Source organism: Cupriavidus sp. 05L310 (assembly GCF_056398185.1).
In genome coordinates this window covers 1-10,952 of record NZ_JBFTOX010000112.1, presented here as the reverse complement: position 1 = coordinate 10,952, position 10,952 = coordinate 1, and the positions used below count along the sequence as shown (strand labels likewise).

Annotated in this window: 9 protein-coding genes; all 9 read right to left on the bottom strand. The window is 62.3% G+C overall.

The genetic code is table 11. From position 1 onward, the window contains the following. The coding region (locus AC1DS6_RS41550) for a DUF3304 domain-containing protein (RefSeq protein ID WP_477104694.1) at positions 1-472 on the bottom strand (472 nt) is incomplete at its 3' end. Next, positions 469-999: a DUF3304 domain-containing protein gene (locus AC1DS6_RS41545; protein WP_441631776.1), complete on the bottom strand. Its 531-nt coding sequence runs from the start codon at positions 997-999 to the stop codon at positions 469-471. The genes AC1DS6_RS41550 and AC1DS6_RS41545, both read right to left, overlap by 4 nt. Before the next feature lie 149 nt (positions 1,000-1,148). Beyond that, positions 1,149-5,003 carry a type VI secretion system membrane subunit TssM gene (gene tssM, locus AC1DS6_RS41540; RefSeq protein WP_477104693.1) on the bottom strand — a complete coding sequence of 1,285 codons (3,855 nt, stop codon included), beginning with the start codon at positions 5,001-5,003 and terminating at the stop codon, positions 1,149-1,151. A 13-nt stretch (positions 5,004-5,016) separates the two neighbouring features. Further along, positions 5,017-6,168, bottom strand: coding sequence for a type VI secretion system protein TssL, long form (gene tssL / locus AC1DS6_RS41535; protein WP_477104692.1), 1,152 nt, complete (start codon positions 6,166-6,168; stop codon positions 5,017-5,019). 236 nt (positions 6,169-6,404) lie between these two features. Further along, entirely contained in the window at positions 6,405-7,745 is a 1,341-nt protein-coding gene (gene tssK, locus AC1DS6_RS41530; protein WP_477104691.1) for a type VI secretion system baseplate subunit TssK, read from the bottom strand. Between the two features lie 4 nt (positions 7,746-7,749). After that, positions 7,750-8,289: a type VI secretion system lipoprotein TssJ gene (tssJ, locus tag AC1DS6_RS41525; RefSeq protein WP_441631784.1), complete on the bottom strand. Its 540-nt coding sequence runs from the start codon at positions 8,287-8,289 to the stop codon at positions 7,750-7,752. Positions 8,290-8,292: 3 nt separating this feature from the next. Continuing rightward, a complete protein-coding gene (locus AC1DS6_RS41520; RefSeq protein ID WP_441631850.1) occupies positions 8,293-8,574 on the bottom strand; it encodes a PAAR domain-containing protein in 282 nt (93 codons plus the stop codon). Positions 8,575-8,796: 222 nt separating this feature from the next. Beyond that, positions 8,797-10,335, bottom strand: coding sequence for a T6SS phospholipase effector Tle1-like catalytic domain-containing protein (locus AC1DS6_RS41515; RefSeq protein WP_477104690.1), 1,539 nt, complete (start codon positions 10,333-10,335; stop codon positions 8,797-8,799). A gap of 134 nt (positions 10,336-10,469) precedes the next feature. Then, positions 10,470-10,952: DUF3304 domain-containing protein (locus AC1DS6_RS41510; RefSeq protein WP_477104689.1), on the bottom strand; the 483-nt coding region annotated here is incomplete at its 5' end.

Here is a 10,952-nt window from a genome sequence, read left to right as displayed (position 1 = left end):
ATTTGTTTGGATTAACCGGATAGGGAATGGGGTGGTTGAGGCTATGTGAGTCGTAGCGCGCCGACACGACCACGCGGACCACGTCGTTCGGATAGATGTGGGCATAGATGGTGCCTGCCTTGGTGTAGGGCTCGACCTCGACCACCTTGCTCCCATAGAGGATCTTGGCCCCGTCACGGGCCTTCCACTCGACGGTCACCTGCAGCCCGGGACGGTAGACTCGCGGTACGCCCACGCAACACGTTCCCGAGGTGCTGCCGTAGGCACGCATATTGCCGCCCCATTGCCCATCGATGGAAAACCCATCCATGTAGTTGCCGGTGTGGTTGACCCCGCCAAGCGAGGCATAGACAAACTTGTCGGAGCGGTCAGTCGAGATGCCGCTGCCACCGGCGCAGCCGGCCAGAAACAGGGACAGGAGAATGGCCTTGCCGAGGGCAATGCGCCGCGGTGCTGCGATATCGCATTTCATTGTTGGGGCTCCTTCGACTTGTTCGGATTAACCGGATAGGGAATGGGGTGGTTGAGGCTATGTGAGTCGTAGCGCGCCGATATGACCACGCGGACCACGTCGTCCTGGAAGATATGGGCATAGATGGTGCCGGCCTCGGTGTAGGGCTCGACCTCGGCCACCTTGGTCTTGACGACATCGGTCCTTCCCTCGGGCGCGTTCCAGCTCACCTTGACCTGCATGCCGGGACGGTAGACCCGCGGCACGCCCACGCAACACGTTCCCGACGTACTGCCGTAGGCATCCATATTGCCGCCCCATTGCCCATCGATGGAGAACGAATGGATGTACTTGGCGGTGTGATTGACCCCGCCCAGCGAGGCATAGACGAACTTGTCGGAGCGGTCAGTCGAGATGCCGCTGCCGCCAGCGCAGCCGGCCAGCAGCCAGGCCAGAAGGGCCGCCACCCGGCCTACGTTGCATCGGGTCGTCGCCTGCAGGGTGCGGCCCCACTGGACCAGATCATTCTGCCCGGTCTTCTGTCGCATCTCTTCTCCTGACGCGGGAGGGCATGTGTTGCCTGAGTGGGATCGTCCGGGGCGCGCCGCCGCGACGCCGCTACCGGACCCGGCAGCGCACTACGGCTAACAAAGCCCGCCCGTGCGGGCCGCTTTGCCGTAGACCTGCGGCACCGTGATCAGCCTGACCTCCCGGGGCATTGGAAGCCTTGCAGCAGGCCGGTGGTCCATGGATTGGCGAGACTCCCGGTGTTGATGTCGAGCTTGGCCTTGCGGCCGTCGAAGTCATACTCCGCCAGGAAGTGGCTGGCGGTGGCAGAGCCAGCAAGCTTGCCCTTGGCGATGACACGCATCAGTGCCCATGGGCCGTTGGCGGTCAACGCGGAGGTATCCGGGCGAATTCGCGGACTGGCGATGATTTCGGCCGCCTGCCCGCCGCGCGGGCCAGGCCAGGTCACCTTGAGCGGAATCACCGGGCCGTGCACGTAGCGCTGGCTCTGGCCATCGAAATCCATGTTGAGCTCGACGATCTGCGGATCGAGCTCAACCACCTTCAGATCCACCTTCCACGCCATTTTTCTGGCTCCCGGTTCACGGAAGAACACCTCGCGGATCTCCTTGGCGCGCTGGAACGGGACCAGGCTCGGGCCGGCGACCGGCGGCACGTCCGGCGCGGTCAGCCTGTAGCGCCAAGGCGAGATGGTGGTGTCCACGTGCGGGGCCAGCACCTTCTGGAAGAAGTCGTCCAGCACGCCACCGTTGGCGAAGACGCGGGCGAAGTCCTCCGGGTCCACGTCCTGCACCGAGGTTGGCGTGAACGGATACTTGCCGTCGATGGCGCTGCGGCAGGTTTCGCCGATGACCGCGTCCATCTGGGCGATCAGGATGTCGCCCACGCCCTTGTTGACGTCCCGGGTGCCCTGCACCACCAGGTCCGCCAGCACCGCCTTGAACGGCGCCGGCAGCTTGGCGGCTTCCATGCGCAGTTGGTCCCCGGCATCCGCCGGGGGTGGCAGGTTGCGGGTGTTCAGCGCGTTGTTGGCCACCACCAGGCTGGTGTAATAGGCATTGACCATCCCGGCGATGGCATCCAGCTGCGGCTTGCCGCCGGCGGCTTGCGCGCCTGGGGCCGCCGTGTCCGCCTGGCCGGTGACCACCTCGCGCAGCGCGGCGAAGCGGTTGTCGACCACCTCGCGTTCCTGGCGGGTTTCGGCACGGGCAGTCAGGGCGTTGACCTTGTCGGTCGTCTTGTCCAGCATGGACAGCGCCTTCTCGGCGAGAGACTTTTCCTCGGGATCGAGCGGGCGGCTGAGCGTGGTTTCCTGCACCGCCACCCGGCCCAACCGGGCCAGCGGCGAGTCCGGCGCGGCGAAGTTGCGCAGGATTTCCAGGTCGAAGGCCAGGTTGTTGCCTGTGACCGTACGGATATCGCCAAGGAATGTCTCCCAGTGCTGGGCATACTCGTTCAGGTACAGGCGACGGATCTCGCGCGTCAGCGGATCGCTACCGGTCAGCTTGCCCGCGGCGCTCTCAAGCGTTTTTTTTTGAGCGCCGGGCCCTGTCCCCCGCCCCATCACCCACGCATCGATGGCCTGGGCCTTGCCGACGAACTCTGGCAGCCGTGCATTGAACACGTCATGGTAGCCGGCGTAGGTGAAGATCCCGGGGATGCCCCGCTCCAGCGGCTCACCGCTCGCGCGGGTAAAGACCGTGCCCGCCTGGGGCCCCACCGCGCGCACCAGCGTGAAATCCTGCGGCGCCTCCTCCATCATGGCCGCCTTGGCCCGGTCGTACAGGCGTTCGATAGAGGTATCGCCGTCCAGAAAATCGCGCGCCGAACGGATCAGGGCCTCGTTCTTCGCGTAGGGCGACTGCACCGCCCGGGTGCCGTCCAGCAGGCTGTCCAGGTGCTCGATCACCGCTACCCGGCCACCGAAGGCATCCGCCGCGTTGCCCGTCGCCCAGTCGCTTTGCACCCAGCTGCGCACGTCGGATGCATGGAACTTGTCCTTGTCGTGCAGCATCAGGTAGACACGCAACGTATCGTAGGTCTGCCTGGCGTCGCGCTGGCTGACGGCGGTGGACAGCACGGACTCGACCCGGCGTACCAGGTATGGCACCAGCAGGTTGTCCTCCAGTGTGGTACGGGTCTGCGTGGCCGCGCCCAGCAGGGGCGGCACACTATAGAGTCCGTAGTGCCAGTCCGTCGATGGGTCGGCGAGATTCAGCCCGGCGTGCGCGGGCAGGTCGCGGGCGGCCGCCAGCACCTCGGGCATCCCGTCCGGCTGTGCCTTCTTGTAGTACGCGGTCAGCGTGGCGGCCAGCGCCGAGGCTTTCTCCCCCTCCGCGGCCACGTAGTTCGCGTTGTGGCCGAAGCTCTTGTACAGGGCGCCAACCAGCCACAGCAAGATCACCAGCGTCAGCGCATGGCCGAGCAGGGCCAGCATGCGGAAGTGAAACTCCCAGCGCAGGTTCGGCTTGACCAGATTCGCCTCGGGCACGAGGATGCGCTTGACTACCTCCTGGAGAAAATAGCTTCGATTGCCGATCGCCTTGGTCTTGTCCACGGCGATGCCGTCGCCAATGCCCGGATGTCCACCCAGAACGCGAAAGCCGCCCTCCCCTCGCTCCAGCCTGCGATGGACGCCGCTATAGTCACCGACCACCGCGTGCTCCGACTGCGTCGCACTGGTGAAATACACCCCACGCAGCATATGGCGCCGCTCGGTATCATCGAAGCGCGAATCCAGGAAGATCTGCTCCATCATCTCCACAAGCGGTTGCGTCAGGCTCGTAAACTCTGAGCGCAACGTCAACAAGCGTTGGCGCCGGACCGCGTCAAATTCATCACACATCCGATTGTTGATCTCATCCCGCAGGTGCCCGGCCAAGCGTTCCATCTCGTCACGGCAGCGCTCCAGGAGGTCAACCGCAGGCTCGCCACGCTTACGCTTCTTGTCCCCGTAGGGGAGCGTGAAGCCCCAGGGCTGCGCACGCCCCTCGCTTGACAAATCCTGGAAATATTCAGCAAAGCCCGCCAACTGATCGAGCTTGGTAATGAGCACATAAACCGGGAACTGGATGCCAAGATCTCGCCGCAGCTCCATCAGCCGGGCGCGCAGCAAGGCTGACTGTGCCACCAGTTCGTCGGGCGAGCGCGTAAGCAGGTCGGTAATGCTGATGGTGAGCAGCACGCCATTGATGGGAGCCCGCGTACGGTACTTGCGCAACAGGCCCAGGAAACCCTGCCACTCGGCCGAATCGGTTGTGGGACTCACCCCATGCGTGGCATACCGGCCGGCCGTGTCAATCAGGACCGCATCGTTGGTGAACCACCAATCGGCATGAACGGTAGCCTTGTGCGCACGTGCGGCCGCGCTCATCTGCTCCGCAATGGGAAATTGCAGACCGGCATTGAGCAACGCCGTCGTCTTTCCCGCGCCTGGCGAACCGAGCACCATGTACCACGGCAGTTCGTACAGGAAGCGCTTGCCCTCGAGCAAGCCGCGAAGCCCCCCCAAGCCGCGCATCCCCTTCAGTTTCTGCACCGCGCTCTGCATGGCCCGATCGACGATAGCAATATCCTTCTTTGCTACCACCTCCTTGGGCTCTCCGCCAATCCTCAGCACCCGCTGGAGAAACAGGTTGTCAGTGCGGGCACGCCTGATCAGCAAATACAGCGCGTAGGCGGCGAACAGGAAAACGATGACCGATATCAGCACGATGCGCACCGATGCCGGCGCCAGCGGCTTCCCGGCGCCAACGGCCAGCAGCGGCCCCGCATGCCAGATCAACAGGCATAGCGCGGCGGCGCCGACGGCGGAAATCGGCAGGCCAACCAGCCAGAACAGTAGCAGCGTCATCAGCAGCACAATGATCACGACGCGCATGCCAACACCGGCCAACGGCTGCATGCCGTTGAAGCCGAGGAGCGGACCGATGAACCAGATGGCCGCCGCTACGACCAGGACCGCCAGGAGCGCGAATGCCTGTCGGGAAAACAACACCGCGCCAATACGTTTCAGAAATTCCATCCCTTGACCTCGGTTACTGCGTAACGACGATTTCAACCCGGCGATTCTTCGCCCGGTCGGCTGGCGTCTTGTTGCCGGTGAGCGGCTCGGTATCGCCCTTGCCGATCGCTTCGAGGCGCCCTTTGGCTACCCCCTTGCTCGCCAGATACTCCGTCACCGTGGCGGCGCGCTCCTCCGACAGTGCCTGGTTCGATGGATACTTTGGTGTCCTGATGGGTACGTTGTCGCTGTGGCCGATCACGGTCACCTTTCCGGTCACCTTGTTGATCTCCGCGGCTACCTTGTCCAGCAGCGGCAGGACCTTGCTACTGACCTCGGCCCGTCCGCCGCCGAACATGTCGTCGCCGCGGAAGGTGACGGCACTGCGCGTTGCATCCTCCTTCACGCTGACAACCCCGCGCGCAATTTCCTCCTTGAGCAGTTCAGCCAGGCGCAGCGCCCTCGGCGGCTCCGGCGGCGCGATCTTGCCGATGGCGAGGATCTGCTGTTCGACTTCGTGCGTACGGACCAGCAGTTGGTACTTGAACCAGGCGAATAGCCCAAACAACACCAGCGCCGACACGGAAACCGTCACCCACACGGGCAACGATCGCAACGGCCTCAGCCGGCCCGCGGGCTCGCCACGCCAGTGCGGGGAAAGCTCCCGCGGTACCTCCCCCCGCTTGCTGGAGATGAGACTGAACAACCGCTTCCGAATGGCATCCAGTTGCTGGTGCCCATCGGTCTGGCTGACATATCGGCCGATAAACCCCAGCGACAGGACTTGGTAGAACATCTCGATCAGGTCCAGATGCTCATCCGGGCTGGCCAGCAACCGGCCAAGCAGCAGGAAGCTCTTGTTTCCACCTTCGGTATCCTGATGCAAGCTGACGAGCAAGCTGTGTTGCGGCCAGCCGTCTCCCCCCCATGCCTTCTTGTGCGCGGCCTCGTCCAGGGCTGTACACAGCAGGTAGTGCGCACCCACGACGTGCTCACGCCGGATGTTGGCGCGCTCGCAAAGTTGCTGAAATCCCTGCAGCTCTTCCACCAGGAGGAAGCGCAGCGCCAGCGCGGCACTCGTTTCAGGCGTCGCTTTGTCAGGCGTCGCTTCGTCAGGGGTCGGTTTGTCAGGCTTCTGCGCTTGCGTCACCGGCAGCTTGTCCGGCATTCCGGCCAGCGCCAGCATGAGCGGCTGCGCAGCTTCCAGCAGGGGATTCGGCGCCTTCCCGACGCGCGCGAGTTTTTGCTCAAGGGTCTCTGGCGCTCGCCATTCCCACGGCCTGCGCGGCGGGGAGGCCGGCTCGGCCGCGGCCGGCCCGGGGCCGGCCGGGCGCTTTTCCTCGGCCGGCGGTTGCTGGCCGTCCTGTACAGCAGGCTGGATCTTGCTATCCGGCGCCAGGGATGCCGGATCGATTGGCTTGTTCATCGTACCCCCCAAAGTTCAAGCCGCAGCCCGGGAAAGTGGCCCGCGACGTGCATGGCAAGACCGCCGAAATTGGCCACCTGCTCCCACAGCGGATGGCTCTGCGTCAACTCGAAATAGATGTGGCCGGCATTGAACGGGATCTGACGCGGTGGCACAGGCAAGCCCTGCAGGGGAATCCCTGGCAGGTGCGAACGGATCAGCTCCGGCACCCGCTCGGCTGGGCCCACCTTGACCTGTGCCGGAAACTGTTGCTGCAGCGCATCGGCGGGCATCTGAGCGAAGACGGCAAGGACAAACGTCGAGAAGCGCTGAATCTCCGCAGGCTCCAGCACGGCAAGCCGGAAGCCGTGCGGCTGGTCGAGCAACTCGATACGCCGCGCCCCACGCTCCAGCACAACGTTGAGCAAGTAGCGCAGGTCATCGACCAACGGCTTGATGCAGGTATGCGGCTCGCCGTGCTGATACGGCTCGTACTTTCGCGGACGCCGCGTGTCGGTTCGCACAAAGGTCGAGAGCTCACCTGCCAACGCGCAAAGGTGCAGATAGAGCGTTTCCGGCGACGCCGCCTTGGCGTCCAGCAAATGCGTCAGTACCGGCTCATAGCGATTGAGCAGCTGCAAGATGAGGTATTCCGATATCTCCGCGGCATCCCCGCCTCGGGTGCTCCCCGCGGTGAGATTCTCGGCCATCGAATTGGCACGCAGGTGCAGCAAGCCGTGGATTTCCGTCAGCCACGTCATCAACTGGCCGCTGGCCGGGTACACGTTGACGGGCGGTATCAAGCCAGGGTCCAGCTTGGCACTGCCATCGGCTCGAATCTCCGTGACCCTCGCCAATGGCAACCCGATCCACGACTTCGTCAGTTCCTTCCCTGGAAGCAACCGAAGCCTGAGGTCCGAAAGCTGGACCAGCTTGGGACCCTGTGCAATCGAGTTCGCGTCCAGCAGATCCTCCTCGAATGCCCGGTATCGCGCTAGCGAGTCCGCAGCCTCGCCGAAGCTCGTCTCCTCCGCATTCGGTGTGCGAATCGGCACGGCCAGGTAGATGACCTGGTTCAGGTGCTCATGGAGCAGCGCCAGCGGCGCGGGGAGCATGGTGTGCGCGGGTGCATCAAAGGGCGTGCCATCCTGAAACACACCCGCCGCTCCGGACACCACCAGTTTGCCTAGCGCGAGCGCTTCCGCATCGATCCCATATTCATGGAAGCCCCAGAAAAACGGGCTCAGGGCAGCAGCGCGCTTGTGAGCGTAGTGCTCAAGATAGCGCTCCTGCTGTTGAAATAACTGCGGGCGCAGGAAGAGCCCTTCGCTCCAGACGACTTTGTTGTACCAGCTCATGAAATCAGTCAGGTTTAGTAATTGTGATGGTCTGCTGGTCCAATGCGACTTGCAGCTTGATCTTGCGCGCCGGAACGACGGCTCGGTACCAGGCAATCTCCGGTGCCGGCGGCAACTTGAAGATGGAGCGCCAGGTGGCCTGGCCAAGGTCCCGGTAGCCAACCAGAAAGCCGATTGCCTTGGTGTCCGGATTCAGCTTGCGCTCGATATCGCGCGATTCTCCCGGGCGGAGAATGAATTCATCCCGCACCAGCAGATCCTGCGTCAGCAGCGTCTTGTCTGACTTATCCAGGGAGAAATAATCGGCGCTCTCGAAGGCGATCTCGGTCTTGAGTTCATAAACGCGCACCAGCACAGGAGACGCCCGCCCCTTGTCGTCGGGATTGACCGTCGACTTCGCCTCGATGGCAAGATCGAGCTTCATCTGCTCGTTTTGGGCCGGAGCGCTCGCGCACCCCGAAAGCAGCGCGAGTGCAAGCCCACCTGACGCCAATAGCGCGCGCCGGTATCCGCTAACCAACGGCCGCTCCATGATTTGCGCCATGCCTTACCCTCCGACCACGCCCGGCAGGCTGCCGATCAGTTGGCAACCGCATTCCGTGCGATGACCGTCCAGCGCCGCGGGCCATCCGCCGATCAGGAATTTTTCGTCACCTTCCACAATCTTGTTGATGCCGTGAGGCCGACCGTCCGGATACCGCTGCGGGCAATCCACCAGATCCCCCTTGCGGGCGACCGGCCGTCCCCGCAAGAGATGTTTCTCCGAACCGGAGATCACCTTGCCACCGTGTGTCGTCGTGTCTCCGACGGTAATGAGTTTTTTTCCCATCATGCTTTCCAAAGTAAGAGAATTCCAAGTCGCCGAAAGGCATCCACAAACACGCAGAGTCCTTGAATGAACGCCCGACTGTGGATCTGCAGGATGTGCATCAAGTCGCATCCGGGGAACCGGGCGGCAGATACGCACTGCGCGCCCGCCATAGAACAAAGATGTCGTTCTCCCCTTCGCACTGAGCGACTTCTACGATCCCAGGCAAACTCCGAAGCACAGTTACCCGTTTTTGTCGAAGATCTTTCGGAATTTCATTAGGCCCATGCCATTGACCGCGTGTTCGTTGACGCCCATATCAATGAAGCCCGCCATCGAATCGTGGACATAGAGGTCGAACAAGCGCTCCACCGGGGGCGACAGCCGGTTGATGTCGATGTGGTCGACGATCTTGTAGAGATGCTGCATCTTGATATCGCTCGGCGTGCCGAACATGGCGGAGTGATATGTTTTGGCCGTCTTAGGGTCGTACAGAGGATCATTCGGCGGAACGCGGTGCATCAACTCGGCTAGCCGAATCAACACAGTCATTGATGTCTTATCGAGATGGCTCTTGTGCTCAGGCGACGCCGACTGGTACCAGGGCCGGTCCTGGTAGGTGGCGCGGTACTTGAAGCGGTAGCTGAAATACAGTCCCATGTGCCTCGCATGCACTTCCTCCACCGGCCCGCTCCCCATCGCGCTGGCTTGCAGGTAGTTGTTGAAGTCCGAGATAACGTGGGCTGCCGGAGTCAAGTCAGCACGATCGTTGGCCTGAAGTTCCTCCCAGTGCATGAGCGGCACGCCCGCCTTTAAGGCCTCCTGGTACATATTTGCACCAGGAATCGTGCTCATGAAACTGTCCGTAGCGCGCGAGATACCGAGTGCGCCAGGGGCATACCCGCCCCCAACATCGGAATGGGCGCCCGGATACATGACCTCCTTAGCGTTGGGCGGGTATGTTTCACGCACACGTACTGAATCCAACGGAAAGCAGGCGCGCACCTCGTGCCCGGCAACGTAGTGCACGCATTGCTCGATCGCAGGATGGATCTCCATCGTGTCGTCGGCCCACCCCTGATGGCCCTCCACAATGCCATTGGCAGACAAGTCCGCCAGCCCTACCGAGGCTACCGTGTCAAAGATGCCGAGAAAATGCAGGCGGATCGGAATGCCAGCAAATAGCCAGCCACCTTGCTGCTGTTCACAGACTTCAAACAGCCAATTTGCAAACGTGCGCGCCTGGGCCGCGCCACGCGAGAAGCCAAACACCGATAGGTTGATCTGCTCAATCCTTGGCTTCTTGCCCCGAAGAGCTAGCTGGAGCTTCTCCTGCCAATAGCGGAGTTCATTACGCCGGTGCCATCCGGGGCTGAAGATGCTTGATAGCTTGTCAACGATTGCCTTCGCTTGCTCGTCTCGAATCAGAACGTCGCGTTGGACGTAGTCATGTATCGCGTTCAACAGTCGCGTGAATCCCCAAAGGATGCGGGCTTCACCGCCAGCCGCGGCAGCGCTGCCGAGCATTCCGCCGGCATCATCAATCTCGGCAAAAGGCGTACCAACACCTGGGATGTAATAGCGGTAGAAGCCCTCCCGGGGCTTATCTTTGTGCGTATGAAAAAGGCGCACCACGTTGCTGTGCTTGCGCTCGCTAGGGGAGAACGACACTGGTGCCTTGGGTGCCGCACTGGCCTCCATGGCCTTCACCTGCACCTCAGCCGAAATTCCATCGTAGTCCTCCAGGCGATTATTCCCAGTGCCATCGAAAAAAATACTCATATTGACCTGCCCCGTACACGAGGGGGCACTGTCCTTGGGTAAAGTACAAGCAAGCGCCGCAGCGCGCTGCATGCCCTCACGCGGTGACAATGATCGAAGGCCACCTGTTGGAAAGAGATCTGGTGAGCTCGTTGTCATCGCTGGCCCCCTTTGCCACGAGGCAAGGGATAGGGATAGTCCGAATGACCTGGCCTCTTCGTGGTCACCAGCACTTTGACCTCATCGCCTGGGAAGAAATGCACGGCAAAGCGGCCCATATCTTCAGGCATATAAGGAGGCACCTCCACGATTCGATTCTTCCAAGGAATCGGGCTCGCATTCCGGTCTTCCGCCCACCTCACCGTGACCGTCATGCCAGGCTGCCATTTCCCTGGTACCGAAATGCAACAGACAAACTTGCCGCCGCCGCTGTGCGGATAGATATTCGGGCCGGGATAGCCATTGACACTATATGCAGCTACATAGTGGTCCGTGTAGTTGTAGCCCACCAGGTCCATCGCGGTAGCAGGGCTGCTGACAGCGCAGGCTGTGCCCAGCATTGCCAGGGACACAGCAAGGCGGCAGAGAACAGACTGCATTCGGGTTCCCATCGACACGCTCCTATGTTGGGTTGAGCT

Bases quoted from the DNA above. Each gene is read 5' to 3' on its own strand.
- AC1DS6_RS41515 (WP_477104690.1), bottom strand. From the start codon at position 10,335: ATGAGTATTTTTTTCGATGGCACTGGGAATAATCGCCTGGAGGACTAC.
- tssK (WP_477104691.1), bottom strand. From the start codon at position 7,745: ATGAGCTGGTACAACAAAGTCGTCTGGAGCGAAGGGCTCTTCCTGCGC.
- tssM (WP_477104693.1), bottom strand. From the start codon at position 5,003: ATGGAATTTCTGAAACGTATTGGCGCGGTGTTGTTTTCCCGACAGGCA.
- tssL (WP_477104692.1), bottom strand. From the start codon at position 6,168: ATGCTGGCGCTGGCCGGAATGCCGGACAAGCTGCCGGTGACGCAAGCG.
- tssJ (WP_441631784.1), bottom strand. From the start codon at position 8,289: ATGGCGCAAATCATGGAGCGGCCGTTGGTTAGCGGATACCGGCGCGCG.
- AC1DS6_RS41520 (WP_441631850.1), bottom strand. From the start codon at position 8,574: ATGGGAAAAAAACTCATTACCGTCGGAGACACGACGACACACGGTGGC.
- AC1DS6_RS41545 (WP_441631776.1), bottom strand. From the start codon at position 999: ATGCGACAGAAGACCGGGCAGAATGATCTGGTCCAGTGGGGCCGCACC.